Annotated in this window: 24 protein-coding genes; 19 read left to right on the plus strand and 5 right to left on the minus strand. The window is 70.1% G+C overall.

Annotated features, from left to right (window positions below; all coding sequences use genetic code 11):
* The gene (locus AC07O8_RS17155; RefSeq protein WP_495049192.1) at window positions 1-561 is read right to left on the minus strand and encodes a YaeQ family protein; all 561 of its coding nucleotides are present in this window, start codon (window positions 559-561) and stop codon (window positions 1-3) included.
* Between the two features lie 197 nt (window positions 562-758).
* Here AC07O8_RS17155 and AC07O8_RS17160 point away from each other — a divergent pair, with 197 nt between their 5' ends.
* The 6 genes from AC07O8_RS17160 (at window position 759) to AC07O8_RS17185 (ending at window position 5,404) form a co-directional block, all read left to right on the plus strand.
* Window positions 759-1,439 (plus strand): hypothetical protein, encoded by a 681-nt coding sequence (locus AC07O8_RS17160; protein WP_495049193.1) that lies wholly within the window; start codon window positions 759-761, stop codon window positions 1,437-1,439.
* A 19-nt stretch (window positions 1,440-1,458) separates the two neighbouring features.
* Window positions 1,459-3,510: a M3 family metallopeptidase gene (locus AC07O8_RS17165; RefSeq protein WP_495049194.1), complete on the plus strand. Its 2,052-nt coding sequence runs from the start codon at window positions 1,459-1,461 to the stop codon at window positions 3,508-3,510.
* Window positions 3,511-3,716: 206 nt separating this feature from the next.
* Window positions 3,717-3,992 (plus strand): hypothetical protein, encoded by a 276-nt coding sequence (locus tag AC07O8_RS17170; RefSeq protein WP_495049195.1) that lies wholly within the window; start codon window positions 3,717-3,719, stop codon window positions 3,990-3,992.
* A complete protein-coding gene (locus tag AC07O8_RS17175; protein WP_495049196.1) occupies window positions 3,989-4,243 on the plus strand; it encodes a hypothetical protein in 255 nt (84 codons plus the stop codon). Before AC07O8_RS17170 ends, AC07O8_RS17175 begins: the two co-directional genes overlap by 4 nt.
* Window positions 4,198-5,028, plus strand: coding sequence for an SDR family oxidoreductase (locus AC07O8_RS17180; RefSeq protein ID WP_495049197.1), 831 nt, complete (start codon window positions 4,198-4,200; stop codon window positions 5,026-5,028). Before AC07O8_RS17175 ends, AC07O8_RS17180 begins: the two co-directional genes overlap by 46 nt.
* 58 nt (window positions 5,029-5,086) lie before the next feature.
* Complete coding sequence (locus AC07O8_RS17185) at window positions 5,087-5,404, plus strand: hypothetical protein (RefSeq protein ID WP_495049198.1); 318 nt, start codon at window positions 5,087-5,089, stop codon at window positions 5,402-5,404.
* Window positions 5,405-5,536: 132 nt separating this feature from the next.
* Here AC07O8_RS17185 and rsgA read toward each other — a convergent pair whose 3' ends face one another.
* Both rsgA and AC07O8_RS17195 read right to left on the minus strand, forming a co-directional pair.
* A complete protein-coding gene (gene rsgA, locus AC07O8_RS17190; protein WP_495049199.1) occupies window positions 5,537-6,442 on the minus strand; it encodes a ribosome small subunit-dependent GTPase A in 906 nt (301 codons plus the stop codon).
* Complete coding sequence (locus AC07O8_RS17195) at window positions 6,439-7,701, minus strand: M48 family metallopeptidase (RefSeq protein ID WP_495049475.1); 1,263 nt, start codon at window positions 7,699-7,701, stop codon at window positions 6,439-6,441. Before AC07O8_RS17195 ends, rsgA begins: the two co-directional genes overlap by 4 nt.
* Window positions 7,702-7,858: 157 nt before the next feature.
* Here AC07O8_RS17195 and orn point away from each other — a divergent pair, with 157 nt between their 5' ends.
* From orn to AC07O8_RS17260, 13 genes are all read left to right on the plus strand, one after another.
* Entirely contained in the window at window positions 7,859-8,470 is a 612-nt protein-coding gene (orn, locus tag AC07O8_RS17200; protein WP_495049200.1) for an oligoribonuclease, read from the plus strand.
* A gap of 16 nt (window positions 8,471-8,486) precedes the next feature.
* Entirely contained in the window at window positions 8,487-10,526 is a 2,040-nt protein-coding gene (locus AC07O8_RS17205; protein ID WP_495049201.1) for a chorismate-binding protein, read from the plus strand.
* Window positions 10,468-12,714 (plus strand): DEAD/DEAH box helicase, encoded by a 2,247-nt coding sequence (locus AC07O8_RS17210; protein ID WP_495049202.1) that lies wholly within the window; start codon window positions 10,468-10,470, stop codon window positions 12,712-12,714. Before AC07O8_RS17205 ends, AC07O8_RS17210 begins: the two co-directional genes overlap by 59 nt.
* Before the next feature lie 528 nt (window positions 12,715-13,242).
* Window positions 13,243-15,213 (plus strand): DEAD/DEAH box helicase, encoded by a 1,971-nt coding sequence (locus tag AC07O8_RS17215; RefSeq protein WP_495049203.1) that lies wholly within the window; start codon window positions 13,243-13,245, stop codon window positions 15,211-15,213.
* Window positions 15,214-15,246: 33 nt separating this feature from the next.
* Window positions 15,247-16,017, plus strand: coding sequence for a DUF1294 domain-containing protein (locus AC07O8_RS17220; RefSeq protein WP_495049204.1), 771 nt, complete (start codon window positions 15,247-15,249; stop codon window positions 16,015-16,017).
* Entirely contained in the window at window positions 16,017-16,535 is a 519-nt protein-coding gene (locus AC07O8_RS17225) for a GNAT family N-acetyltransferase (protein ID WP_495049205.1), read from the plus strand. The genes AC07O8_RS17220 and AC07O8_RS17225 overlap by 1 nt, the downstream gene beginning before the upstream one ends.
* A 43-nt stretch (window positions 16,536-16,578) precedes the next feature.
* Window positions 16,579-18,003 (plus strand): hypothetical protein, encoded by a 1,425-nt coding sequence (locus AC07O8_RS17230; RefSeq protein ID WP_495049206.1) that lies wholly within the window; start codon window positions 16,579-16,581, stop codon window positions 18,001-18,003.
* Window positions 18,000-18,713, plus strand: a complete 714-nt coding sequence (locus AC07O8_RS17235) for a hypothetical protein (RefSeq protein ID WP_297529563.1) — start codon at window positions 18,000-18,002, stop codon at window positions 18,711-18,713. Before AC07O8_RS17230 ends, AC07O8_RS17235 begins: the two co-directional genes overlap by 4 nt.
* Window positions 18,713-21,532: an ATP-binding protein gene (locus AC07O8_RS17240; protein WP_495049207.1), complete on the plus strand. Its 2,820-nt coding sequence runs from the start codon at window positions 18,713-18,715 to the stop codon at window positions 21,530-21,532. Before AC07O8_RS17235 ends, AC07O8_RS17240 begins: the two co-directional genes overlap by 1 nt.
* A gap of 177 nt (window positions 21,533-21,709) precedes the next feature.
* A complete protein-coding gene (locus AC07O8_RS17245; RefSeq protein ID WP_495049208.1) occupies window positions 21,710-22,105 on the plus strand; it encodes a type II toxin-antitoxin system RelE/ParE family toxin in 396 nt (131 codons plus the stop codon).
* Window positions 22,106-22,127: 22 nt separating this feature from the next.
* On the plus strand, window positions 22,128-22,409 hold the full coding sequence (locus AC07O8_RS17250; protein WP_495049209.1) for a helix-turn-helix domain-containing protein: 282 nt from the start codon (window positions 22,128-22,130) through the stop codon (window positions 22,407-22,409).
* A 3-nt stretch (window positions 22,410-22,412) separates the two neighbouring features.
* Window positions 22,413-22,793 carry a type II toxin-antitoxin system RelE/ParE family toxin gene (locus AC07O8_RS17255; protein WP_495049210.1) on the plus strand — a complete coding sequence of 127 codons (381 nt, stop codon included), beginning with the start codon at window positions 22,413-22,415 and terminating at the stop codon, window positions 22,791-22,793.
* Entirely contained in the window at window positions 22,786-23,118 is a 333-nt protein-coding gene (locus AC07O8_RS17260; RefSeq protein ID WP_495049211.1) for a helix-turn-helix domain-containing protein, read from the plus strand. Before AC07O8_RS17255 ends, AC07O8_RS17260 begins: the two co-directional genes overlap by 8 nt.
* Window positions 23,119-23,182: 64 nt before the next feature.
* Here AC07O8_RS17260 and AC07O8_RS17265 read toward each other — a convergent pair whose 3' ends face one another.
* Together AC07O8_RS17265 and AC07O8_RS17270 are read right to left on the minus strand one after the other, a co-directional pair.
* Window positions 23,183-23,953: an ABC transporter ATP-binding protein gene (locus AC07O8_RS17265; RefSeq protein ID WP_495049212.1), complete on the minus strand. Its 771-nt coding sequence runs from the start codon at window positions 23,951-23,953 to the stop codon at window positions 23,183-23,185.
* Window positions 23,953-25,089, minus strand: a complete 1,137-nt coding sequence (locus AC07O8_RS17270) for a succinylglutamate desuccinylase (protein WP_495049213.1) — start codon at window positions 25,087-25,089, stop codon at window positions 23,953-23,955. Before AC07O8_RS17270 ends, AC07O8_RS17265 begins: the two co-directional genes overlap by 1 nt.
* Between the last annotated feature and the right edge of the window lie 25 nt (window positions 25,090-25,114).

A 25,114-nucleotide genomic window follows, 5' to 3' on the forward strand; every position in this document is an offset into this window, starting at 1 on the left:
TCAGGCCTCGCGTTCCTTCAGCACCTGCGGCGTGATCTCCACCGCGCCCTTCTCGGTGCTGACGTACGCCGTCCCGTCCTGGATGCTGACCTGCCACTGCATGCCGCGTTCGGCCAGGGCGGCCAGGGCCTGCGCCTGCTCCGCCGGGATCTGCCACACCGCCAGATTGGGCGTGCGCTGCAGCTTGTTCTGGATGCCGGCCCACCACACCGGCGTGCTGGACGCGTAGCCGATGACGGTGACGCGATCCGCCCGGCCGTGCGCCTGGCGCAGCCGGCGCTCGTCGGGCTGGCCGAGTTCGATCCAGTGGACGACCTGACCGGTCAGGTCGAGCTGCCACAACGGCGGCTCGTCGACATCGGACAGGCCCTTGCTGAACTCCAGCTTGCCGTGCAGGTCGTCGGCCGGCACGTTCAGCGCGTAGGCGAGGATGCGCAGCATCATCCGCTCGTCGGTCTCCGACGGGTGGCGGGCGACGGTCAGGGAGTGCTCGCCGTAGACATGGCGGTCCATGTCGGAGAGTTGCAGCTGGGCTTTGTGGATGGTGGCCTTGAGCGCCATGGTGGGGTGCCGCCTGAGGCGGTCGTGGTCGGGGTGGACGGCCTGCCGTGCGGGCTGCACGCGGGCCGGAAACGATCTGAAGCGGCGCATTATCCGGGTCGTGGCATCATGCCGACCCGCACCTCGGACCGGCCGCGAGCCGGACGGTCCGTACCGACGAGACAGCGCCCCTGCGGCGCAATGACTTGAGAGACGACATGAACACTCTTCGCACCTCCCTCGCCGTCGCGGCACTGCTGGCCTGCGGCCTGGCCTCCGCCCAGACGAGCGGCCAGACGGGCACGCCCGCCAAGCCCGCCGCCAAGCCGGCCACGTCGACGCCCGCCGCTGCCCCGGCCACGAAGGGCGGCAAGGGCAAGCTGATGACGCGCGACGAGCTGCGCACCTGCATGACTTCGAACCAGCAGAACGAGGAAGCCGCCGCCGAGCTGGACAAGAAGAAGGCCGTGGTCCTGAAGGAGCGCGACGAACTGAAGGCGTCCAAGGCGGAATCCGACAAGTTCGAATCCGACATGCAGGCGCAGGGCGCGGCCTTGAAGGCCGAGATCGACGCGGTCAAGGCCTTCGGCGCCGAGATCGAGGCCGGCGCGTCCAAGATGGAGAAGGCCGACCTGAAGGCCAAGCAGGAGGAGTACCAGGCCCGCGCCAACGCCCTGCAGCCGAAGATCGACGCCTTCAACAAGTCGCGCAACGACCGCGTCGAGGTCAACAAGGCCTTCAACGCCCGCGTGGATGCGCACCAGAAGATCGCCGACGACTTCAACGAGGCTGTCGAGGACCTGAACGACAAGCGCAACGACTGGAAGTTCAAGTGCGCCAGCCGCTCGTACGACGAGGCCGACGAGATCGCGATCAAGAAGGAACAGAACAAGAAGTGATGAGGCAGGGGCAGACCCGATGAGCACCAATCCGCTGCTGTCCGCCTGGACCGGCCCGTACGGGCTGCCCCCGTTCGACGCGATCCGCGCCGAACACTTCGAACCCGCCTTCGAGGCCGCGCTCGCCGCGCATCGCGCCGAGCTCGACGCGATCGCCGCGAATCCGGCCGCGCCGGACTTCGACAACACGCTGGCCGCGCTCGATCGCGCCGGCCGCGCGCTGACCGCGCTGGAACACCTGTTCTCGACGCTGAGCGCCTCGGCCAGCTCGCCCGAGCTGCAGGCCGTGCAACGCCGCATGGCTGCGCCGTTGGCGGCGCACACCAACGCGATCTACCTGAACGCCGCGCTGTTCGAGCGCGTCGAGCGGCTGCACGAGCGGCGCGCGTCGCTGGGCCTGCCGCCCGAATCGTTGCGGCTGCTCGAGCGCGTGCACCTGGACTTCGTCCGCGCCGGCGCCCGGCTGCAGGGCGAGGCCCGCGCGCGCTACGCCGCCAACATGGAGCGCCAGGCGGAGCTCAACACCCGCTTCGCGCAGAACGTGCTCGCGGACGAAAGCAGCTACCAGCTCGTGCTGCGCGGCGAGGCCGAACTGGCCGGCCTGCCGGACTTCGTCCGCGCCGCCGCGCGCCAGGCCGCGCTGGACCGCGGACAGACGGAGGCGGACGTGCACGTCGTGACGCTGTCGCGCTCGCTGATCGTGCCTTTCCTGACCTTCAGCGAACGCCGTGACCTGCGCGAGTCGGCCTGGCGCGCCTGGGTCGGCCGCGGCGAGATCGCCGGCGAGACCGACAACCGGGCGCTGGTGCGGGAGCTCCTCGCGCTGCGCCATGAGCAGGCCGCGCTGCACGGGCATCGCAGCTTCGCGGACTACGCGCTCGCCGACACGATGGCCGGCCGTCAGTCCGCCGTGCAGGGCCTGCTGGACCAGGTCTGGGAACCGGCCAAGGCGGCCGCGGCGCGCGAGCGGGCGATGCTCGACGAAGTCCGCGCGCAGCTCGGCCACGACCTGACGATCGAGGCCTGGGACTGGCGCTGGTACGCGGAGAAGGTCCGCCAGCAGCGCTTCCAGCTCGACGAGGCCGAGGTCAAGCCCTACTTCCCGCTGGACGCGATGGTGCAGGCGATGTTCGACTGCGCCTCGCGCCTCTACGGCCTGCGCTTCGTCGCACAGCCGCAGGTCGCCGGCTACCACCCCGACGTGAAGGTCTACGAGGTGCAGCGGCCCGACGGCTCGCTGCGCGGGATCTTCGTCCAGGACAACTTCGCGCGTCCGACCAAGCGCAGCGGCGCCTGGATGAACGCGCTGCGCTGGCAGGCGCGCAACGGCATGGCCGCGCTGCCGATCATCCTGAACAACAACAACTTCGCCAAGGGCGCGCCGGGCGAGCCGACGCTGCTGTCCTTCGACGACGTGCGCACCCTGTTCCACGAATTCGGCCACGGCCTGCACGGGCTGCTCTCGGACGTCGAGTTCGAGCGCCTGTCCGGCACGCAAGTGCTGCGCGACTTCGTCGAGCTGCCTTCGCAGCTCATGGAGCACTGGATGGCCGAGCCCGAGGTGCTCAGGCGGCATGCGCGGCACTGCAAGACCGGCGAGGCGCTGCCGGGCGCGCTGCTCGACCGCCTGAAGGCGGCGGCGACCTTCAACCAGGGCTACGAGACGGTGCGTTACTGCGCGTCGGCGCTGGTGGACCTGGCGCTGCATGGCCGGGAACAGGCGGACGTACCAGATCCGGTCGCCTTCGAGCGCGAGACGCTGGAGCGCCTGGGCCTGCCGCCGGCGATCGGCCTGAACCACCGGCTGACGCATTTCCAGCATCTGTTCTCGGGCAGCTATTACGCATCCGGCTACTACGTCTACCTGTGGGCGGAAGTGCTGGACTGCGACGCCTTCGAGGCCTTCGTCGAGGCGGGCGACCCGTTCGACGCGGCGACCGCGCAATCGGTGCTGGACAACATCCTGTCGGTCGGCAACAGCCGGGAGCCGGGCGCGGCCTATCGCGCCTTCCGCGGTCGCGATGCGAGCGTCGTGCCCATGCTCAAGGGACGCGGCCTCGTTCCTGCCTGATCAGGCACCGCATCCGTCCGACGAGGGGCCCCGGAAGGGGCCCCTAATTCTTGGCGTAAACCCTTTTGAAGGGGGTCATTCATCGCGTCCAGCCGCAGTTCATCGCCGGCAGGCACGGATTGGTCGCAGCCGGCTTTCGTTCGGGGTTAACCCTTGGAATCATTCGTCCCGTGCCGCAAGAACAACCCGCGGCCCCGGAGAACGAGATGAACACCATTCGCTGCTACGACCGATTCACGAACGTCAAGCGCGTCGCCGCGCTGATCGGCGTCGCGACCGGCATCGTCGCCGGCCTGTTGCTGGCGCTGCCCAGCCGCGCCGAAGCGCCGCAGCGACTGCCCACGGTGGTCATCAACGGCAAGTCCACCACGACCCTGGCCGCGCTGCGCGCTGCCGGCGAGCTGCAGACGCTGCCGACGGTGGTGGTCACGTCCCGCCGCGCGGACCGCGCGATGGATGGCGAACAGGTGGCCGCGCGATGAGCGAGCACGACGCGCTGTCCGGCATCCGCCTGTCCTGGCCGGCTCCGCTTCAGGCGGTGATGCAGGGCGTGGCGCAGGGGGTGGTGCGGGGGGTTGTGCTGGGGGTCGTGCAGGACGCGATGCCCGGGATGACTGCGGGCGCAGATCGCGCCGCCGCTTCAGCCTCGGGTCAGCCGATGTCCGCCGTGCTCCCTATGATGCGGGGATGGACTCTGCCCACGCCGCCCTCGATCCCGTCGCTGCCGACGTGACCGCTTCGCCCGAGGTCGTCCCGCTCGCCGCGGCGACGCCCTCCAAACTCCGTTTCGCCGCCGTCACCGGGGCCGGTTCGGGCATCGGCCGCGCCGCCGCGCACGCGCTGATGCAGGCCGGCTGGCAGGTCGCGCTGCTCGGCCGCCGCGACGAGATGCTGCGTGAGACCGCCGCGTTCGCGCCCGAGCGCGCGCTCGTGCTGCCCACGGATGTCGCCGACGAGGCGCAGGTGGCGGCCGCCTTCGATGCGATCGAGCGCCGCTGGGGCCGGCTCGATTTCCTGTTCAACAACGCCGGACGCGGCGCGCCCGCGTCGGACATCGACGAGCTCAGCATTGAGACCTGGCGGGCCGTGGTCGACATCAACCTGACCGGCAGTTTCCTGTGCGCCCGCGCGGCCTTCGGCCTGATGAAGCGGCAGTCGCCGCGCGGCGGACGCATCGTCAACAACGGCTCGATCTCGGCGCACGCGCCGCGGCCCGGATCCATCGCCTACACGGCGACCAAACACGCCATCACCGGCCTGACGAAGACGCTGGCGCTGGACGGTCGCCGGCATGACATCGCCGCCGGCCAGCTCGACATCGGCAACGCCGAGACCGACCTGACCGAACGCTTCGTGCACGGCGTGCCACAGGCGCACGGCGGCACGATGGTCGAACCGCGGATGGACGTCGCCCATGCCGCCAGCGCGCTGCTCTACATGGCGGAGTTGCCGCCGTCGGCCAACGTGCCTTTCCTGACGGTCATGGCCACCAAGATGCCCTACATTGGCCGAGGCTGACCCCGGGGGATCGTCGCGCGCACTTGAAACCGCCCGATCGCCCCGATCTGAAAGACCGATGAACCTGCTCTCCACGCTTTTCTCGATCGCCGCCCGCCTCGTGCTGGCGGCGGCTTCCATCGTGCTGTTCCTGGTGGTGCTTGCCGCCGGACTGGTGATCTTCGGCGTCGTGCTGCTGTGGAGCCTGATCCGCGGCCGCAAGCCGACGCTGCACACGGCCACGTTCCGCCGCGCGGCGCAGTTCCGTTCGCAGGCCTTCCGGCCGGGCGGGATGAACGGCATGAGCGGCATGAACGGCAGTCGTGCGCCGCAAGGTGAAGTGATCGACGCGGAAGTCCGCGAAGTCCCCAACGTCGATCCGCGCCTGGAACGCTGACGGCGTGAGGCCGCTGGCCCTCACCCCGCCCTCTCCCGCAAGCGGGAGAGCGTGTCCCACCGAGCGCCGTTCTTACGCCCTCTCCCGCTTGCGGGAGAGGGTGGGGGTGAGGGCCAGCGGCCGTCGCCCCGCTCAGTACTTCGGCGGCGCGCTGAGCTCGTCCCAGAGCTCGTCGTAGATGCGGTAGCGCGACGGGCTGATCTTGCCCGCTTCGACCGCGACCAGCACCGCGCAGCCCGGCTCATGCCGGTGGCTGCAGTTGTGGAAGCGGCACTCGCCCAGATACGGCTGGAAATCGGGCATGTAGCTCGCCAGGTCCGGCGCCGCGATCTGCCGCAGGCCGAATTCCTGGAAGCCCGGCGAATCGAGCAGCGCCGCCTGCCGCTGCGCGTCCATCCAGTACCACTGCGTCGTGGTCGTCGTGTGGCGCCCGGAGTTCAGCGCCTGGGAGATCTCGCCCACCTGCGCCTTCGCGTCGGGCACCAGCAGGTTGATCAGGGTGCTCTTGCCGGTGCCGCTGGGACCCAGCACCAGCGTCGCCTGGCCGTGCAGCAGTGGCCGCAGCGTGTCGCTCGCCTCGTCGGGGCGGCCCTTGAAGCTGAGCTCCATCACGCGCTGGCCCATCGCCTTGTACGGCGCCAGGCGCTCGCGCGCCGCGTCCGCACCGGGCAGGTCGGTCTTGTTCAGCACGATGTCGGCGGTGATGCCGGCGCTGCGCGCCGCGATCAGCGCCCGCGTGAGCTGCGACTCGGAGAACTGCGGATCCACCGCCACCAGGATCAGCAGCCGGTCCAGGTTGGCCGCGAAGCTCTTGGTCTTCCACTCGTCCTGGCGGAACAGCAGGTTGCGGCGCGGCTCGACCTTCTCGATGACACCTTCGTGATCGCTGCTGCGCAACCAGCGCACGCGGTCGCCGACGACGCAATCGCTCTTCTTGCCGCGGGTCAGGCAATGGATGCGCTGGCCCTCGCTGTCCTCGATGACGTAGTGACGGCCGTGTCCGCGCACCACCAGCCCGGTCTGGATGTCCTTGCTCATGCCGCATGCCCCGCGGGGGAGGACAGCGTCGAGGGCCTCGTGAGCGAGGCGATCGCCGCCAGCCGTTCGCTGGCCGGCGGGTGCGAGTAGTAGAAGCGCGCAAACACGGGGTCCGGCGTCAGCGTGCCGGCGTTGTCCTCATGCAGCTTCAGCAGCGCGTTGGACAGGTCGGCACCGCTGGCCTGCGCGCAGGCGTAGGCGTCGGCCTCGAACTCGTGCTTGCGCGACCACAGCGACATCAACGGCGTCAGGAAGAAGGCGAAGGGCGGCAGCGCCAGCATGATCAGCAGCAGCGCCAGCGCGTCGTTGGGGGCGTCCAGGCTGGGGTGCACGCCCAGGCCGAGGTAGAAGCCCGCCCGTGCGCTCAGCCAGCCCAGCAGCGCGAAGCCCGCCAGGCTCAACGCGAACATCAGGACCATCCGCTGCGGCACATGGCGGCGCTTGAAGTGGCCCAGCTCGTGCGCGAGCACGGCCTCGACCTCCGGCGGGTTCAGCCGTTCCAGCAGCGTGTCGAAGAAGACCACGCGCTTGGCCGCGCCCAGGCCGGTGAAGTACGCGTTGCCGTGCGCCGAGCGCCGGCTGCCGTCCATCACGAACAGTCCCTTGGCCGCGAAGCCGCAGCGCTGCATCAGCGTCTGGACGCGCTCGCGCAACGCGGCGTCCTCGAGCGGCTGGAACTTGTTGAACAGCGGGGCGATGACGGTGGGATAGACCACCAGCATCAGCAGGTTGAAGCCCATCCACGCGCCCCAGCCCCACAGCCACCAGAGACTGCCGGCCTGGGCCATCAGCCACAGGATCAACGCCGCGATCGGCAGGCCCAGCAGCGCGCCGACCGCCAGTCCCTTCGCGCCGTCGACCAGGAACAGCTTCAGCGTCGTGCGGTTGAAGCCGAAGCGCTCCTCCAGCCGGAAGGTGTTGTAGAGCGTCCAGGGCAGGTCCAGCACGCCGGAGAGCAGCGAGAACACCGTCAGCAGGCCGAGCTGGTAGCCCATGTCGCCGAGCGCGGGCCGCCACGACAGCGCCCACTGGTTGAGCAGGTCCAGGCCGCCCAGCAGCGTCCAGCCGATCAGCAGGGCGGTGTCCCAGGCCAGGTGCAGCGTGCCGAAACGACCGCGGGCGATCGTGTAGTCGGCCGCCTTCCGGTGCGCCGACAGCGGCACGGTGCCGACGAACGCGGCCGGCACCGCGCCGCGATGCCGCGCCACATGGCGCATCTGGCGCGAGGACAGCCAGAGCTTGACCAGGAAGGACAGCATGACCGCAGCGACGAAGGCCGCAGTCAGCACCAGCGGGGAGGGGCTCAGCGCCGAGGGCGCCGGAGCGGCGGCGAACGCCGCGGGAGGGATCTGCATGGACGCAAGTGTAGAGGGGCCCGACTCGGCGACAATCGCGCCCAATCTGAAGGACAACCCCATGACCACCGACACCAGCGCCGCCCCCGCCACCCCCGCCGCGGGCTCCGGTGCCAATCCCGTGCTGCCCCTCAATGACCAGAACCTGATCTGGATCGATCTGGAAATGACCGGCCTGTATCCGGACAAGGACCGCATCATCGAGATCGCCGTCGTCGTGACCGACGCCCAGCTGACGGTGCGCGTCGAGGGCCCGGTCTTCGCGGTCCACCAGTCCGACGCGATGCTGGACGGCATGGACGCGTGGAACAAGGGCACGCACGGCAAGAGCGGCCTGATCGACCGCGTCAAGGCGTCGACGATCAGCGAGGCCGACGCCGAGCAGCAGGTCATCGATTTCCTCAAGGCCTACATCCCGGCCGGCAAATCGCCGATGTGCGGCAACTCGATCTGCCAGGATCGCCGTTTCCTGGCCAACTACATGCCCAAGCTGGAAGACTTCTTCCATTACCGCAACCTGGACGTGTCGACGCTCAAGGAACTGGCGCGCCGCTGGAAGCCCGCCGCGATGGAAGGCTTCAAGAAGGCCCAGAAGCACACGGCGATGGCCGACATCCACGAATCCATCGACGAGCTGCTCCATTACCGCGAGCATTTCCTGAAGCTGGATTGAGTCCGGCGAGGCACCGATGGACACCTCGCGTCGCCCGCAAGACCTGTGGGCGGCTTTCGACTTCCCGCGCCATCCGCTGGCGCGCGAGGACGGCGAACGCCTGCGTGGCGCCTTCTTCGCGCCGCCCGCGGAGCGCCTGATCGCACGCGACCCCGATCGGCTGCGCGCCGTGCTGCGCCTGGCGCATGCCGCTGCGCGCGCCGGGGCGTGGGTGCTGGGCGGGCTGCGGTACGAGGCGGCGGGGGCGCTCGACGCGGTGCTGCGCACGCGGCCGGCGGAAGAGGCGCCGCTGGCGGAATTCCATGTCTGGCACGACGCGCCGGCGCCCTGGCCGGAAGACCTCTCGGCGGGAGGCGCCAATCGCGCGCACCCGATGACGGCGTGGCGCGACACGCAGGCCGACGCCGATGAACAGGCGCAGGTCGAGCGCATCCGCGACTACATCCAGGACGGCGACTGCTACCAGGTCAACCTCACGACGCGACTGGGCGCCGAGGCGCTCGACGGCTTCGACGAGGTCGCCCACTTCTTCGCGCTGCACGCGTCGCAGCCGGGCGGGTTCTCGATGTTCCTGCGGACCGGGGCCGGCGCGGACGGCGACGGCGGCGCCGTGGCCAGCGTGGCCAGTGTGTCGCCGGAGCTCTTCTTCGACTGGCGGCCGCTGCCCGAGGCGCCGCAGGCCAGCCACACCTGGCTGCTGTCGGCGCAGCCGATGAAGGGCACGGCGCCGCGCGGCCGCGACCGCGCCGGCGACGAGGCCGCGCAGGCCTACCTGCGCACCAGCGCCAAGGAGCGTGCCGAGAACCTCATGATCGTCGACCTGCTGCGCAACGACCTGTCGCGCGTCGCGGTGCCCGGCTCGGTGCGGGTGCCGCGGCTGTTCGAACTGCTTGCGCTGCCGACGGTCTGGCAGATGACGTCGACGATCGGCGCGGTCACGCGCGGCGGGCTTGCGCTGGACGAGGTCATGACCGCGCTGTTCCCTTGCGGGTCGATCACCGGCGCGCCGAAGAAACGCGCGATGGAAGTCATCGACGAACTCGAGCCCGGCCCGCGCGGCTGGTATTGCGGCGCGCTCGGCCTGCTGCAGCCGGGCGGGGCGGTGACCTTCAACGTCCCGATCCGCACCGTCGAGCAGACGGGGCGGGCGCTGCGCTGCGGCGTGGGCAGCGGCATCACGCTGGACTCGCGGCCAAGCGAGGAGATCGACGAGTGGCGCGCGAAGGCCCGCTTCCTGGCGCGCGCCCAGGCGCCCATCGAGGCTCTGGAAACGATGCGGCTCGAGGACGGCGAGTTCGCCCGCGCCGGCCGGCATCTCGCGCGGATGCAGCGCACGGCGCGGCACTTCGGGCTGGCCTGGTCGGCGGACGCGGCGAAGGCCCGCCTCGTCGACATCGCGCGGCGCCATCCGCGCGGCATGTGGCGCGTCCGGCTGACGATGGCGCGCGATGGCAGCTTCAATGACACGGTGCAGGTCCTGCCGACATCGGCACCGGCATCGGCACCGGCATCGACACCGGCATCGACACCGGCATCGTTACCGGCATCGGGACCACCGCTGGCGACGGAGGCGACACAGGGAGTCTCATCCAACCCGGTCGAGTCACCGACCGTGGTGCTCGCGCGGACTCCGATCGACACGCGCGGTCCGGCGGCGGAATTCATCCAGCACAAGACGACGCGCCGCGAGGTGTACCAGGCCTTCCTGGACGCCAAGCCGGCGGATTGCTTCGACGTGCTGCTGTTCAACCGGGACGGCGAGCTCACCGAGGGCTGCCTGACCAACCTCGCGCTGCAACGGGCGCCGGACGGGCCGTGGCTGACGCCGCGCGCCGAAGCCGGCCTGCTGCCCGGCACGCTGCGGGAGGAACTCCTGGAACAGGGCCGGTTGCGCGAGGCGCGGCTGACCCTGGACGATCTGCGGCGGGCGCATGCGCTCGCCATCTTCAACGGTGTCCGCGGCTGGCGTGAAGTGCGGCTGCGGCACGAGGACTCTCATGACGACGACTTCCCAACGACGCCGCCCGGCGGCGCGCAAGACCCGAGCGGTCGATGAAGCGGCCGTGCCGGCCGCGGCCGATGCCGCCGTGGACACGGTGAGCGAGCCGGTGACCGACACGGCAACTGATGCGGCACAGGCGTCCAAGCCGGCGCGCAAGCGGCCCTCGCGCGCGAAAGTGACGACGGAGGTGGCACCGGACGTGGCCGCACCCGCCGAGGTGCCCGCTGAACCTGCTGAAACGATCGGATCGCCGCCGAAGAAGCGACCGGCGCGCAAGCGCGCGCAGGTCGCGGTCGATGCGACCGTCGACGCTGCGGCGGAAGCGGTCGCCGTAGCGGTGATCGACGCGCAGACTGCGGAGGTCGAGGCAGCGCCTGCCCGCAAGAGCCGCCGCAAGCCCAAGCCCGGTCCGGTCGAGGAGGAAGCGCCGGCTGAGCCGCCGCGTTTCACGCTCGGCGCGCGCGAGGAGGACGGCGTGTTCGGCGACTACGAACTGCGCGACGGCGAGACCGGCGGCACCTTCCGCCTGCGCCTGCTGGGCCGCAAGACCTGGCGCTGCGACTGCGCGGGCTATCGCGATCAGGGGACGTGCGAGCACGGTGACCAGCTGCTGTCGCTGTTCGACGGCGCTCGGCACGAGGCGCTCGATGCCGGCTGGCCGGCACGCGAGGCCGAGGTCTGGCTCGTGCCCGGCGACGAGCGCGAACTGCAGTGGGTCTGCGGCCGCGAGGTGCCGCAACGACTGCGCGAGCAGGCGGGTCTGGACGATCAGCAGCGTCGCCGCGCCGAAGGCGGCCATGCCTGGCTGCAGCAGGTGCTGGGCGACGCCCGCGCGCTCGGCGTCACGCTGCGCGTCGATGCGCCGGTGTGGCCGCAGCTGGCCTGCGGTCGCGACGCGCAGGCCCGCGTGCAGCGCCTCGAGACGCTGATGGCCGACGGCGCCGCGATGCGTGCGCTGCTGCGCGATGAGCTGAGCATCCATGCCTGGGAAGCTGCGCTGTTTGCCGTCTGCGCCGGCCGTGCGCTGATCTCCGACGACCTCGGACTGGGTCAGCGCGGCGCGGCGATCGCGGCGATCCAGCTGTGGGCGACGCTCTTCGGCGTGAAGCCGGCCGTCGTCATCGCGCCGGAAGCGGCGCATGCGTCCTGGCAGCGCGATCTGAAGCGCTGGCTCGGCGACGACGCGAAGTCGGTGACGGTGGCCGCCGCGCCGCCCGCGAAGCCGCAGCCTGCGCTGCTGGTGGTCGACGGCATCGAGTTGATGGATGCGGATCGTCTGGCCGCGCTGCGTGCGCTGCCGGCCGCCCAACTGCTGCTGATCGCGCACGAGGAGCCGCTCGCCGATGCGCGTCTGGGCGAATGGGTCGACTGGCTCGACTACATGCGCCGCGGCCCGCTCTCCGACCTGCGGGTGCTGCCCGAGGACGCCGGCAAGAAGGTCAGGCGCGACGCGCTGGAACCGGTGCTGCTGTCGCGTCGCAAACGCGAGCTGGAAGAGCAGTTGCCTGCCGCGCTGCTGACGCCGCTGTGGCTGGACGGTGCCGCGTCGACCGGCGCCAGCCTGCCGGCCGCGCCGCTGAAGCAGCTGCGCCAACTCGTCGAGCGCTGGCGCGCGCTGCGCTTCCTGTCGAGCGCCGACCAGCAGCAACTGCTGGAGGCGCTGGCCCTGCTGCCGCCGGCATCGCGCCAGGCGCTGGCGGCCAAGGCCGAGGCGGTGCTGGCGCTGCGACGGGACTGGATCCAGGCTGCAGCCGTGCCTGCCGCGCGGCGGCTGGTGATCTGCGCGCGGTCGGAGACGCTGCTGGACAGCCTGTCGATGTCGCCGCAGTTGCGCCGCCTGCCGCCGCAGCGCCTGCGTGCCGGCGACACGGCCGAGGTCCGCGAGGCCGCCCTGTCGGCCTGGCGCGGCGCCGAAGCCGGCGTGCTGCTGGCCAGCGACGACGCACTCGGCAGCCTGGAGGAGGGGGCGCTGGCCCACGACCGCGTCGCGATCGTCCATGCGGACCTGCCGTGGCAGCCCGCCGTCCTGGTGCGCCGCATCGAGGCGACCTGCGGCGGCGACGCCCGGGGCGTGCCGGCCGCGCTGCTGCTGATCGAGGAGTCCCTCGACGCGGCCGTGCTGCGCGTGCAGCGCGACGGCGTCGTCTTCCCCGATTGGCTGGATGCCACCCCGGCGTGGCTGGATGGCGATCAGTTGGAGGCGCTGATGGCGGTCCTGCCGAAGCTGCTGGAAGGGCTGTGAGGCACCGCGAGGCGCTGTGAGGCACCCAGGGGGCACTGTGAGTGCCCCGACCGGCCTCACAGCGCCCCGAGAGCAATTCCTCCACGATGTGCTAGGTGAAAACCCCGAATGCTGTTATAGTCGTGGGCTTCACCGCTTCTGGCGGTGCTTCGTACGTCTCCTCTGACCTCTTGCAGACCGCTGCGCCGGGCATCCGAACGGACTCCCACGCAGGCTCCGGCTCTCCGCCGAAGCTGTTTCCCGCCACGGGGAGCGCGCACTGCATGCCCTCGGGTTCGGTCGGCGGCGATGCCGTCGCTTTGACTGTTCCCCGGCGCCTCACCAGGCCCTTCATGCCGACCACGGCGGTTGCTCTGCAATCGCGCCGCGCATGTGTCTTTCTTTCCTGGTGATCGACGCGAGCTTTCTCCCAGCGACATCACGGTTCTGCCGCGATCACATCGATCTTGCGCGGCGACCAGGCGCTCCGGCGCAGACGCCGTCCTGACGGCGTCGGCCCGGCTGTGCACCTTTGGATTGCAAAGACAAATGAGTTTCGACCACGACAAGAACGCCGCCGATACCCTGGACACGAACGAGACGCTGGACAGCGGGCTCGAGCAGGTGATCGAGGCCGTTGAACTGGCCGCCGACGCGGAGACCACCGGCACCCCGTTCTCGGCCCTGGGCCTGCACGACGCGCTGCTGCGCGCCGTCAAGGATTCCGGCTACGAGAACACCACCGAAGTGCAGGCGCAGGCGATCCCGCCGGCGCTCGACGGCAAGGACCTGATGGTCTCGTCGCGCACCGGTTCGGGCAAGACCGCCTCGTTCATCCTGCCCGCGCTGCAGCAGGTGCTGAACGCCCGCGCCGAGCGCGCCGCCACCAACAACAAGACCCGGACCATCGGCCCGCGCGTGCTGGTGCTGGCCCCGACCCGTGAACTGGCGATGCAGGTCGCCAAGGCCGCGATGACCTACGGCCGCCACATCCAGGGCCTGCGTGTCGCGACCGTGCTGGGCGGCATGCCCTATGCGCAGCAGCTGCGCGCACTGAGCGGTCCGCTGGACGTCCTGATCGCGACCCCCGGTCGCCTGCTGGACCACATCAACAGCGGCCGCTGCAAGCTGGACAACGTGACGATGTTCGTCCTCGACGAAGCCGACCGCATGCTGGACATGGGCTTCATCGACGACATCAACTTCGTCGCCCAGCAGATCCCGTCCGAGCGCCAGACGCTGATGTACAGCGCGACCTTCGCCGGCAACACGGGCCGCCTGGCCTCGCAGCTGATGAAGGACCCGCAGCGCATCGACGTCTCGGGCCACACCGACTCGCACGAGAACATCGAGCAGCGCCTGCACTGGGCCGACAACGGCCAGCACAAGCGCAAGCTGCTGGAACACATCCTGGGCCTGAAGGACGTCGACCAGGCGGTCGTCTTCACCAGCACCCAGCAGGACACCGAGTGGCTGGCCGAGCAGCTGGAGGCCATCGGCCACCGCGTCGCCGCGCTGCACGGCGGCATGCCGCAGGGCAAGCGGACCCGCACGCTGATGGCGCTGCGCCGTCGCGACCTGCGCGTGCTGGTCGCCACCGACGTGGCGGCCCGCGGCATCGACGTGCCGACGATCTCGCACGTCATCAACTTCGGCCTGCCGATGAAGGCCGAGGACTACGTCCACCGCATCGGCCGCACCGGCCGTGCCGGCCGCTCCGGCCTCGCGGTGACGCTGGCCGAGCGTGGCGACATCTCCATGATCAAGCGCATCCAGCAGTTCACGACGCAGGCCATCCCGGTCTCGCGCATCGAGGGCCTGGAGCCGCGCAACGAAGAGCCGAAGATCTACCCGTCGCGTCCCGGTTTCGACCGTGGCGATCGCGGTGGTGACCGCGGCGGCTTCGGCGGCAACCGCGGCGGCTACGGTGGCAACCGTGGCGGCTTCGGCGGCAACCGTCCGCAAGGCGGCGGCTACCGGGGCGGCGACAACCGTTTCGACAGCAACGCCCGTTTCGAGCGTCCGGAAGGCCAGGGCCGTCCGCCGTTCGGCGAGCGTCGTGAAGGCGGTCAAGGTGGCCCCGGTGGTTTCGGCGGCGGTCAGCGCTTCGAGCACCGCAACGAGCGCCCGCAAGGTGACCGTCCGTTCGGCGATCGTCCTCAAGGCGACCGTCCGCGTTTCGGTGATCGTCCGCAAGGGGGTCAAGGCTTCGGCGGCGCGCCGCGCAGCTACGGCGACCGTCCGCAGCGCGACTTCGGCGCCCCGCGCGACGGTGGTCATGGCGGCAACGGCGGTGGTTTCGACCAGCGTCGTCCGGACCCGCGCTTCGACCGTTCGGCCGAGAACAACGACCGCTACGCACCGCGCGCCGAGCGTCCGGCCTTCAACAAGGGCGACGACAACCGCTTCGAAGGCCGTCCGGCCAAGCCGGCGTTCAGCAAGGGCCCGCGTCCGCAAGGCGGCGACGACCGCAGCGAGCGCGGTGGTTTCGTGCCGCGCAAGGGTCCGCGCAAGTTCTGAGCCCCCGGCTCGGCTGACGAGGGGCGCTGAGGGATGCGCGTCGAGGGTCGGATCGTCCAGTGGGACGACGCGAAGGGCTACGGCTTCATCGCGCCGTCCGACGGCGGACCGAAACGCTTCGCGCACATCAGCGCCTTCGGCATGCGGCCCCGCCGACCCTTCGTCGGCGAACGCGTCGACTACGAGCCCGGAACCGATGCGCAGGGCAAGCCCCGCGCGCTGAAGGTCCGCAGCCTCGAGCCCAAGCCGGCGCCAGCCGGCCCCGCGCCCCGGCGTGGTCCGTCGTCCGGTGCTGCCGACGCGGCCCGCGCTGGTGCGCGATCCAAGCCCGCGCCGTCTGCGACGTCTGCGACGTCCGCGCGCGGTGCTTCCGCTGCTTCCTCCCCCAAGACCTCGGCCGACACCGGCGCCTCGCTGTGGCTGGTGCCAGGCTTTGCCTCGCTGGTGCTGCTGACGCACCTCGCATGGCCCTTGCCGCGCGGCTTGTGGGGCGTCTATGTCGCGATGAGCTTCGCGACCTTCATCGTCTACGCGCTGGACAAGCGCGCGGCACGGCTGGGGCAATGGCGCGTCAAGGAATCGACGCTGCATGTGCTCGCGCTGCTGTGCGGCTGGCCCGGCGCGTTGCTGGCACAGCACTTGCTGCGGCACAAGAGCGCCAAGCCGACCTTCCGGCGGGTGTTCTGGTTGAGCGTGGCGCTCAACATCCTGGCCTTCGTCTGTCTTTTCACGCCGCTGTTGACGCCGTTCTTCTCGGGGATCTCCGACCACTGGAACGCGCGATCGGCCGGCTCATTCGTCTGATGCTGCAGTTGAAAGTGATTGGCACCGAGGACGTCCCGCACGTGCTCGCGTTGCAGGCCCAGTGCTACGGGCCCGAGTTCCTGGAAAGCGCCGAGGCCTTCGAGGCCAAGCTGAACGCGGCGCGTCATCTCCACTGTTCCTACCTGGCCGTCGAGGCCGGCGAGCCGCTGGCCTACGTCGTCAGCCTGCCGGTCGACGACGGGCAGCTGCCGGCGCTCGACGCGTCGTCGATCGCACCGGCGCGCGCACCGCGCACGCTGTACCTGCACGACCTCGCGGTCTCGCCCGCCGGCCGCGCGAAACGCCTGGGCCACAAGCTGGTGCAGCAGGTGGTGCATCGCGCCCAGGACATGGGCCTGACGCAGGTCGCGCTGGTCGCGGTGCAAGGCTCGCGGGCGTACTGGGAGCGGCACGGTTTCTCCGACGCCGAGGCGCCCTTGAGCGCCGCGTTGACCGAGAAACTCGCCAGCTTCGGCTCCGGGGCAACCCTGATGCGGCGGTCCCTGACCCCCGTGTGACGGCGGGCCGGGAAGGGGGCTCCCAGGGGCGATAATCCGGCGCATGACAGTGACCCCGGGAGGCGTGGACGACGCTCTGCGCGACGATCTCCCCGACCCCTCTTCCGAAGACCATTTCCGCGAAGGTCAGCTGCCGCAGGATTCGCTCCTGTGGTGGCAGCTGGACCGCAACGAGGCCCTGCTGGGCGCGCAGCGCGCGCTGTTCCACGGCCCGGCCACGCTGGTGCGGCTGCGCGTCTGGGTGTTCATCGAGCTGATGAGCCTGCCGCACTCGCGGCTCTCGCGCGACGACCTGAACCGCCACTTCCACGTGCTGCGCGACGAGGCGCTGGAGCTGGTGCTCAAGCGCCTGCGCGACGCGCAGTTGCTGGCCTGGGACGCGTCCAACCAGCAGTACGGCGTGACGCCGCTGGCGCAGCAGCTGATGGCCATGGTGTCGCCGCTGACGCAGGGCCAGGCCGCGGACGAGGACGGCGACCTCGCCGGCCTGCTGGCCAACGTGGCCGGCGCGCAGCAGCTCGGCACGCTGGAGCCGGCGCAGCTGCAGCATCTGCTGGCGCAGCTCTCGCGCCTCTACAACGAATTCGCCGACGCGATCGCGTCCGGCTCCGAGTTCCACCTGCGCCGCGCGCGCATGCGCTTCGAGCGTGCGCTCAAGCTGGTGGAACGGGCCAGCGAGGCGCTGTCCGCGATCATCCGCCAGGCGGAGGACGACGGCAACGCGCGGCTGGAGCGGCTCGCGCGCGAGCTCGGTCTGGCGCAGGCGCGGCTGCTCGCGATGGCGAGCCAGTTCAACCGCGCGCTGCAGCAGGCCGACCGCCAGCGCGTCACGCTGGGCTCGACCGGCATCACGACCACCGACGTGCGGCGCTGGCTGCAGGACGTGCCGTTCCTGGAGAACCTCGCGCTGGGCGCCTTGTCGCGGCCCGTGCACCCGGTCTTCGTCGCGCAGCACGAGCTGCTGGACGGCTGCGAGGCCGAGTTCGAGCGCGACCGCCCGGTGCCGCCGACGCCCGAGCCGCTGCCGACCGGCCTGGCCGCGCCGGAGGGCGAGCTCGCCGTGATGAGCCTGCCGCCCGAGATGAACCAGCTGCAGGCGCTGCTGGGCCTGTGGACCGGCGACAAGGTGCAGACCAACGACCTGCGTCCCGCCGTGCTCGGCGGCAGCTATGCGCGCGCGGCCTACCGCGCGCAGCTGCTGCCGTTGCTCGGCGACGTGCAGGCCCAGCATCTGGCCGGCGCGACCGGCGACATGGCGCGCCAGCCGTGGCGCGTGCGCTGGTCCGCGCAACAGTGTGAGATCGACGATGAATTCGTCCGCTGGATGAGCCAGGGTGTCCTGCACTCGACCGAGGTCGAGCCGCCCGTCGAGCCCGACCCCGAACCCAAGTGGCGCCCGCCCGAGCCGCCCGCGCCCAAGCGCGGCCGCCGCAAAGCCGACCCTTCTTCCGAGACTCCCCAGGCATGAGCAATCAACTCGACGACGCCGCCCAGCTGGCGGCTCAACTGCTGGCGCGCCGCTGGCTGCCGCGCAACCAGCCGCTGGTGCGCCGCGCGCTGATCGACCAGGAACTCTGGCGCGCGGTCAACGAGCGCGTGGCCGCCGTCGGCCTGCGCGTGGTGGACAACGTCTACGCGGACCACATCACGCTGGCGATGCTGCGCCCGGCCGAGGTCGCCGTGTTCGGCGAGACCGGCCTGGCGTCCAACAACAACCTCGACCTGCCGCGCGACGGTGTTGCGCTGCTGGTGGTCGTGTGGGCGCTGATCGTGCTGCCCAAGCGCCAGCGCCAGCTCTCGCGCGCCGAGGAGGCCGCCGAAGGGCAGGGCGAGATGTTCTCCAAGGACAAGCCGCTGCCCAGCGCCGCGAGCAGCGCGCCGACGCTGTCCTACCGAAGCCTGCTGGCCGACTTCGGCAACCAGCTGGGCAAGAAGATGCGGCTGGATTCCAACCTCAAGCTGCTCGAGCGGCAGGGCTTCATCACCCGCAAGGGCGAGGACATCTGCGAAGGCCCGCTGCTGGACCTGCTGCTCGACTACGACACGCTGGCGCCGCGCATCCTGGACGGGGCGCTGGCCGACGTGCTCGCGCGCAGCACCGACGCCGAGTCCGGTCCGATGCTCACCGCCATCCTGGCGGCCCGCCACAACGAAGAATCCGATCTGAGCGACGCCTGATGTTTCACCTGCAATCCCTGGAACTGCTGCACTGGGACTACTGCCGCCGCGTCTCGATGCCGCTGGACGGCAACATCATCACCATCGCCGGGCCCAACGGCTCGGGCAAGACGACGCTGCTCGACGCGATGCGGACGCTGCTGGGGCTGGAGTGCTCCGGCGGCCGGACCTACAAGACCTACGCCCGCCACGCCAACGCCGAGCACGCCTGGCTGCGCGCGCTGGTGGACAACCGGCCGCGCAACCGCCAGAACAGCAGCCGGCCGTTCGCGAGTTCGCTGCTCTATTCGGACCAGGTGACGCTGGCCTGCCGCATCTCGCGCCAGGGTGGCGACTGGGTGCGCCGCTACACGCTGGTCGACGGCGTGCAGGAGATCGAGGAGCTCGACACCAAGGCCGACAAGGACTGGCTGGGCATCGAGGCCTGGAAGAAGCGCCTGGAGGCCGCCGGCCTGACGCGCGCGATCGGCCGCGTGCTGGCGCTGGAACAGGGCCAGACGGACCGCCTGTGCGAGCTGTCGTCCAAGGAACTGCTGCGCCTGGTGTTCGAGGTCTTCGGCGACCAGGAGGTGCTGGACCGTTACGAGCTGGCGCGCAATCACCAGCAGCAGCTGCTCAAGGAAGTGGATCAGTCCACGCATGAGCTGTCGCACGCGCAGGCGCAGCTGTCGGACCTGGCCAACCGCGTCAACAGCTACCAGCAGTACCAGCTGCGGCTGAAGGAGCGCGAGCGGCTCGCGACCGAGGTCGTGCCCGTGTTGCAGTGGAGCGAGCAACGCCAGCGCACCGCGCAGCAGTTGCGCGAGCTGCATCGGCAGCGGCTCTTCGCCCGCTCCGACGAGCGCGGCATCAGCGACAAGCGCGCGCATCTGCTGGCGCTGTTCAAGGCGCAGGAAGCGTCCAGGGACAAGCTGTCCGAGCTGGAGCAGCAGCGCAAGGAAGCGCGCCAGGCCTTCGAGGCCGCGCGCGACGGCGAACGGCCGATGGAACAGCTCGCCAAGCGCGAGGAGGACCTGAAGGCGCTCGCCGCGGTCGAGACCGACGGCGCGGCGCTGACGGCGAAGCTGGAGGAGCTCGGCACGCGCCAGCACCAGCTGCGCGAGAGTTTCACGCGCCAGAACGACCAGCAGCGCAAGGCGCAGGCGGCGATGGACGAGCTGACCGGGCAGCGGCTGCCGCCGCCGCCGGTCGAGGTGACGCGTTTCCGCAAGGCGCTGGACGAGGCCGGCATCGCGCACCACGTGCTGGCCGACGCGATCGACATCGCCGACGACCAGTGGCGCGCCGCCGCCGAGGGCTTCCTGCGGCCGTCGCGCTGGGTGGTGGTGCTCGCGCATGCGAGCGACGAGGGCCAGGCCTACCGCCTCGCGTCGCGCGAGCGCTACCGGCACTACGTCGTCGCCGACGGCGAGTTCGCGCCGACGGTGAGCCCGAAGGACAGCCTGCTGTCCGTGCTCAAGTTCAACGCGAAGGCGCCGGGCTGGCTGCTGCGCCAGCTGGCATCGATCCGCTGCGTCGCCGACACCGACAAGGGCGCGCAGTCCGGCGGCGAATGGATCACGCCGGAGGCCTACTACCGCGACGGCCGCGGCGGTCGCAGCCTGTGGGTCGAGCCGCGCGAGTACCAGTTCGGCGACTCGGCGCTGGACACGCGCCGCGCCTCCCTGGACAAGGAACTGACGCGCTACGACCTGGAGCTGTCCAAGCTCGCCAAGGAGCAGCTCGAGATCGAGCGCCAGCTCAAGGACGCACAACGGGCGGCGCAGGGCCACAAGGCGGCGCAGGAACTCGTGGAGCGCGCCGAGGAATTCGCCGAGGCGCGTGCGCGCCTGCCGGGACTGCGCCAGTCGCGGATCGAGGCGGCGACGCGCATGGGCGCGCTCGACCAGGAGCACGACCGCACGGTCGCCGCGGCGACGCGCACCGAGCGCGACTACGAAGCCGCGCAGGCCAGCCTGAAGGCCAGCGAGGACAACGTGTCGCGCGCCGAGCGCGACTGGGCGTCGCGGCGCGACGACCTGATCGCGACGGCGAAGGCCTCGCGCGAGGCCCGGGCGAAGTTCCCCGCGCTCTGGGTGCACCCGATGCGCCTGAACGCGCTGCGCGATGAATTCGAGAACGCCAAGCAGGCGGAGATCGCGTCGCGCCATGTGCAGCAGGAACTCGACACCGGCGTGTGGGAGACCGATCCCGGCGTGCAGGAGCGCCATGCGCGGATGCAGATGGCGGTGCTGGAGCAGACCACGCAGCTCGACGACCGCCGGGCGAGCAACGAGATGGCGCGCATCGCCGCGTTCAACGCGCGCGAGCGCTACATCGACGTGCTGCGCGCGACCGTGCGGCGCTACAAGAAGAACGTGCAGGAGCTGGGCGAACTGGCCGGCGTGCATGCGCAGGCCGAGCTGCCGCACCTGGACAACGACGACACGGTGCTGGCGCAGGCGGGCTTGCACGTGAAGTTCAACTTCGACGGCAAGGGCGAGGTCGGCATGAACGACGGCGAGGCCTCGGGCGGGCAGCAGGTGCTCAAGAGCCTGATCCTGCTGGTGGGCCTGATGAAGGACGATGACGCGCCCGGCGGCTTCGTCTTCATCGACGAGCCCTTCGCCCACCTGGACGTGCGCAACATCCAGCTGGTCGGCCACTTCCTGAAGAGCACGCGGGCGCAGTACCTGCTGACGACCCCGATCACGCACAACGTCGAGGTCTTCGAGCCCTCGGAGATCACGCTGGTCACGAGCAAGAAGCCGCGCGGCGAGCGCTGGGCGCCGCCGATCGCCGTGCTGGCGCGCCGCCCGGAGAAGTCGGTCTACGGCTGATCCATCGATTCCTCGATCTCACGAAAGCCGCGCCTCTGCGCGGCTTTTCTTTTGCACGTCTGCGCGTCTGCGCGGCCGTGACACCCCCATCGGTGGGCCGTCTTCAGGACGAGATTGCAGACGGCAAGACATGGCACTGACGCCTGTCGCAATGAGGCGGGGAGGTCCACGTGACGAGTGCTGTCTATCTGGTCGAAGGGTTTCAACGCTGGATGCGTAGGCAGGCATTGGAAAGACAGCGACCTGTGCCGCGCCGTGACTGAAATGACACGCGGGCTCATTGATGCAAATCTCGGTAGTGGACTGTTCAAGAAACGGATCGGACGATCCGGGGCTGGCAAACGCGAGGGCTATCGCGTGATCGTCGCGAGGCATCCCGCAGGACCGTGGTTCTTCGTGGATGGATACGCAAAGAATCAACGGGACAACATCGAGCCGAAGGCGCTCCGCGCCTTGCGCGAGGAAGGTGCCTGGCTCGCCGATTTGTCGCAGAAGGAATTGGCCGTGATCGTCGGCCATGGCCACCTGAAGGAGGTGAGGTGTGATGAGGAAAAGGAAGTCGGCCATCGTTGAGCGCGTCCTTGCAGAAGGACGCTTGTGGCACGCTCACGGACTGATCAGCGATGAGCGTCGTCGGTCCTGCGAGATCATCTGCATGCCCGCGCCCATGCCGTTGGAGCCGGAGGAAGTGCGCGCCATCCGCGAGCGGGACCAGTTGGAGCTGGCCGTGTTTGCAGATCTGATCAATACGACGTCGAAGCAATTGCGACGCTGGGAACAGGGCTTGGGCCGTCCCCATGGGCCCGCGCTGCGCCTGCTACATCTGGTCCGGGAGCGTGGCGTCCACGCGGTCTTCCTGCCGGCGGAGCTTCAATGAGTCTTGCGAGCACCGTCTACCTGGTCGAGGGATTTCAACGCTGGATGCGCAAGCAGGCGCTGGCAAGACAGCGACCTGTGCCGCGCCGTGACTGAAATGACACGCGGGCTCATCGATGCAAATCTCGGTAGTGGACTCGTGAAGAAGCGGATCGGACGATCCGGGGCTGGCAAACGCGAGGGCTATCGCGTGATCGTCGCTCGCCGCGGGGACGGACCATGGTTCTTCATCGAAGGCTATGCGAAGAACGAGAGGGAGAACGTCGAGCTCGATTCGCTCGACCTGATCCGACGTCACGCCAAGGCGCTGACGGCGATGTCGCTCCCGGAGCGGGACGCTGCGGTGGAGCAGGGACGTTTGAAAGAGGTGACGTGTGATGCGTAAACGGAAGTCGGCCTTGGTGGAGCGGCTGCTGAACGAGGGTCGTCAGTGGCATCGGGCAGGGTGGATCAGCGATGAGGACCGTCGCGGCTACGAGATCGACGGCATGCAGATGCCCGATCCGCTGCTCCCGCACGAGGTGCGAGCCATCCGGGAGAGGAACCGCCTGGAACTCGCGCGATTCGCGGTGCTGATCGCGACGACGCCCCGGCAGCTACGTCGCTGGGAGCAGGGCTTCGGGCGACCCAAGGGGCCGGCCCTGCGCCTGCTGCATCTTGTCCGCGATCGCGGGCTTCACGCGGTCTTCCTGCCGGCGGAACTCCAGTGAGCCGGTCGACATGAACGAAAGCCCGGGCATGCCCGGGCTTTCTTGCGGAAGATGCGCGTGAGGGCTATTTCAGCCCGCCGCTCAGGAACGCCTTCAGGCGCTCGCTCTGCGGCTTGGCCAGCACCTCGCGCGGATCGCCTTGTTCCTCCACGCGGCCCTGGTGCAGGAACATCGTGTGCGACGACACCTCGCGCGCGAAGCCCATCTCGTGGGTCACGACGATCATCGTGCGGCCCTCGGCCGCCAGGTCGCGCATCACCTTCAGCACTTCGCCGACCAGCTCCGGATCCAGCGCCGAGGTCGGTTCGTCGAAGAGCATCACCTCCGGTTCCACCGCCAGCGCGCGCGCGATCGCCACGCGCTGCTGCTCGCCGCCCGAGAGCTGCGCCGGATAGACGCCCTTGCGGTGCGACACGCCCACGCGCGCCAGCAGCGCCTCGGCCTTCTCGATGGCCTGCGCGCGCGGCTGCTTCAGCACGTGGATGGGCGCCTCGATGACGTTCTCCAGCACCGTGCGGTGGCCCCACAGGTTGAAGTTCTGGAACACCATCGCCAGCCGCGCCCGCCACCGCTGCAGCTGCGCGGCGTCGGCGGACTTGAGGCTGCCGTCGCGGTCGCGGACCAGCTTGAGCTCTTCCGCGCCCAGCTTCAGCGTGCCCTCGAAAGGCTGCTCCAGCAGGTTGATGCAGCGCAGGAAGGTGCTCTTGCCCGAGCCGCTGGATCCGATCAGCGTGATCACATCGCCCGGCTTCGCGGCCAGGGACACGCCCTTGAGCACTTCGCGGTCGCCGTAGCGTTTATGGAGGTTGTCGACAACAAGACTGGCCGCGGACATCAACGGGCTCCCAGGAGTTTTCCGGTGCGGGTCGCTTCGCGCCCCGCGACTTTCGCGACCCGCGCCCCGGCCGTGACCAGGCGCAGCGTGTCGCGTGCAAACAGCAGCCCGTCGATGGGGCTCTTCAGGTCGGTCACCGACCCGCTGATCGGATCGATGACCTGCGCGATCACGTCGCCGGCCTTGACGGTCTCGCCGACCTCGCGCAGGAAAGTCAGCACGCCGCCGACCGGCGACGGGACCGGGATCGAACCCGCCAGCGGGCGCGCGTCGCCGACCGGCGCAGGCACCGGCGGCGTCGCGCCGTCCGGGGCGTCGGACGCGATCACGCCGCGGTGGATCAGGAAGTCCACGATCGCCTGCGCGTCCTTGGCCGCCAGGTCGTGGTGCACGTCCTGCTGGCCGCGCAGCTCCACCGTCACCGACAGGCAGGCCTGGGGGATCGGGAAGCGGTCGCCGAAGTGCGTCGCCCATTTCCGCCAGACCTGCGAGCAGGCTTCGTCGAACGGGTTGTCGCCCGAGTCCGTCGCCAGCAGCGTCACGCCGGCGCCGAGGAAGGCGGCCAGCGGCTCGCATGCCGGCCAGCACGGCGTCTCGGTGTAGAGGTGCATCACCGCCTGCGCGTCGCAGTGCAGGTCCAGCACCACGTCCGCGTCGCAGGCCATCAGCATCAGCGTCTTGCGCAGCGCCTTGAGCTCGGTGTCGGCGGGCGAGGCCTGCACCTCGGTCTTCAGCGCGGCGCGCAGCACCGCGACGTTGCGCGCCGGGTCGTCACCCAGGTGCGGCTCGGCGTGACGCGCGGCGGCCTCGATGTGCTCGGGGTAGTGGCGGTTGAAGTTCTCGCCCGACAGGCCTTCAAAACGGCCCAGGTGCGACTGCAGCCACCATTGTGAGAGACCGATCGGATTGGCCATCGGCACGAGGATCACCTCGCCGCGCAGGCGGCCGGCGGCCTCCAGCGCATCGAAGTGGCGGCGCAGGTGCCAGGCCGTGAGCATGCCGGGCAGTTCGTCGGCGTGCAGCGAGGCCTGGATGTAGACCTTCTGGCCCTGGCCGGCCTGGCCGTAGTGCAGCGAGACGAGCTCGCGCTGCGTGCCCGGTGTCGGGCTCGGGAGCGGATGTTGTCGGAGTTGCATGGGGAGTGTCCGGTTCAGCCGGGCT

The sequence above is a fragment of the Roseateles sp. GW821-FHT09G09 genome (assembly GCF_059415965.1).

Excerpts from the sequence above, each read along its gene's own strand:
- AC07O8_RS17165 (WP_495049194.1), top strand. The coding sequence starts at position 1,459 with ATGAGCACCAATCCGCTGCTGTCCGCCTGGACCGGCCCGTACGGGCTG.
- AC07O8_RS17265 (WP_495049212.1), bottom strand. The coding sequence starts at position 23,953 with ATGTCCGCGGCCAGTCTTGTTGTCGACAACCTCCATAAACGCTACGGC.
- AC07O8_RS17195 (WP_495049475.1), bottom strand. The coding sequence starts at position 7,701 with ATGCTGTCCTTCCTGGTCAAGCTCTGGCTGTCCTCGCGCCAGATGCGC.
- AC07O8_RS17160 (WP_495049193.1), top strand. The coding sequence starts at position 759 with ATGAACACTCTTCGCACCTCCCTCGCCGTCGCGGCACTGCTGGCCTGC.
- AC07O8_RS17270 (WP_495049213.1), bottom strand. The coding sequence starts at position 25,089 with ATGCAACTCCGACAACATCCGCTCCCGAGCCCGACACCGGGCACGCAG.
- AC07O8_RS17230 (WP_495049206.1), top strand. The coding sequence starts at position 16,579 with ATGACAGTGACCCCGGGAGGCGTGGACGACGCTCTGCGCGACGATCTC.
- rsgA (WP_495049199.1), bottom strand. The coding sequence starts at position 6,442 with ATGAGCAAGGACATCCAGACCGGGCTGGTGGTGCGCGGACACGGCCGT.
- AC07O8_RS17210 (WP_495049202.1), top strand. The coding sequence starts at position 10,468 with ATGACGACGACTTCCCAACGACGCCGCCCGGCGGCGCGCAAGACCCGA.
- AC07O8_RS17215 (WP_495049203.1), top strand. The coding sequence starts at position 13,243 with ATGAGTTTCGACCACGACAAGAACGCCGCCGATACCCTGGACACGAAC.
- AC07O8_RS17170 (WP_495049195.1), top strand. The coding sequence starts at position 3,717 with ATGAACACCATTCGCTGCTACGACCGATTCACGAACGTCAAGCGCGTC.
- AC07O8_RS17225 (WP_495049205.1), top strand. The coding sequence starts at position 16,017 with ATGCTGCAGTTGAAAGTGATTGGCACCGAGGACGTCCCGCACGTGCTC.
- AC07O8_RS17235 (WP_297529563.1), top strand. The coding sequence starts at position 18,000 with ATGAGCAATCAACTCGACGACGCCGCCCAGCTGGCGGCTCAACTGCTG.
- AC07O8_RS17155 (WP_495049192.1), bottom strand. The coding sequence starts at position 561 with ATGGCGCTCAAGGCCACCATCCACAAAGCCCAGCTGCAACTCTCCGAC.
- AC07O8_RS17260 (WP_495049211.1), top strand. The coding sequence starts at position 22,786 with ATGCGTAAACGGAAGTCGGCCTTGGTGGAGCGGCTGCTGAACGAGGGT.
- AC07O8_RS17185 (WP_495049198.1), top strand. The coding sequence starts at position 5,087 with ATGAACCTGCTCTCCACGCTTTTCTCGATCGCCGCCCGCCTCGTGCTG.
- AC07O8_RS17175 (WP_495049196.1), top strand. The coding sequence starts at position 3,989 with ATGAGCGAGCACGACGCGCTGTCCGGCATCCGCCTGTCCTGGCCGGCT.
- AC07O8_RS17220 (WP_495049204.1), top strand. The coding sequence starts at position 15,247 with ATGCGCGTCGAGGGTCGGATCGTCCAGTGGGACGACGCGAAGGGCTAC.
- orn (WP_495049200.1), top strand. The coding sequence starts at position 7,859 with ATGACCACCGACACCAGCGCCGCCCCCGCCACCCCCGCCGCGGGCTCC.
- AC07O8_RS17205 (WP_495049201.1), top strand. The coding sequence starts at position 8,487 with ATGGACACCTCGCGTCGCCCGCAAGACCTGTGGGCGGCTTTCGACTTC.
- AC07O8_RS17180 (WP_495049197.1), top strand. The coding sequence starts at position 4,198 with ATGGACTCTGCCCACGCCGCCCTCGATCCCGTCGCTGCCGACGTGACC.
- AC07O8_RS17240 (WP_495049207.1), top strand. The coding sequence starts at position 18,713 with ATGTTTCACCTGCAATCCCTGGAACTGCTGCACTGGGACTACTGCCGC.